Origin of the sequence: Psychromarinibacter halotolerans, from assembly GCF_029168315.1 — a bacterium.
Lineage (GTDB): Bacteria > Pseudomonadota > Alphaproteobacteria > Rhodobacterales > Rhodobacteraceae > Psychromarinibacter > Psychromarinibacter halotolerans.
The window spans coordinates 1-359 of sequence record NZ_JARGYD010000058.1 but is presented as its reverse complement, the minus strand read 5'-3'; the positions used below and the strand labels follow the sequence as shown (position 1 = coordinate 359).

Genomic DNA, 359 nt, shown 5'->3' with positions numbered 1-359 from the left:
CTGGACGTGATGATCCTGTCGGACGTCTCGGGCATCGTGGACGCCGACACCTTCGAACGCCCGATCTACGCGGGCAACGCGGTGCAGACGGTGAAATCGTCGGACGCCAAGAAGGTGATCACGATCCGCACCTCGACCTTCGACGCCGCCGGCGAACAGGGCGCGGCCCCGGTCGAAACCGTGGGCGCCGCCGAGAACCCCGGCCTGTCGGAATGGGTCGAGGACAAGGTGGCCGAAAGCGACCGCCCCGAACTGACCTCGGCGGGCATCGTCGTGTCGGGCGGCCGCGGCGTCGGTTCGGAAGACGACTTCAAGATCATCGAGGCGCTGGCGGACAAGCTGGGTGCTGCGGTGGGTGC

Annotated in this window: 1 protein-coding gene; it reads left to right on the top strand. The window is 68.0% G+C overall.

Going from position 1 to position 359, the window contains the following annotated elements; genetic code table 11:
* Nucleotides 1–359: electron transfer flavoprotein subunit alpha/FixB family protein (locus P1K30_RS24065; RefSeq protein WP_275635246.1), on the top strand; the 359-nt coding region annotated here is incomplete at both ends.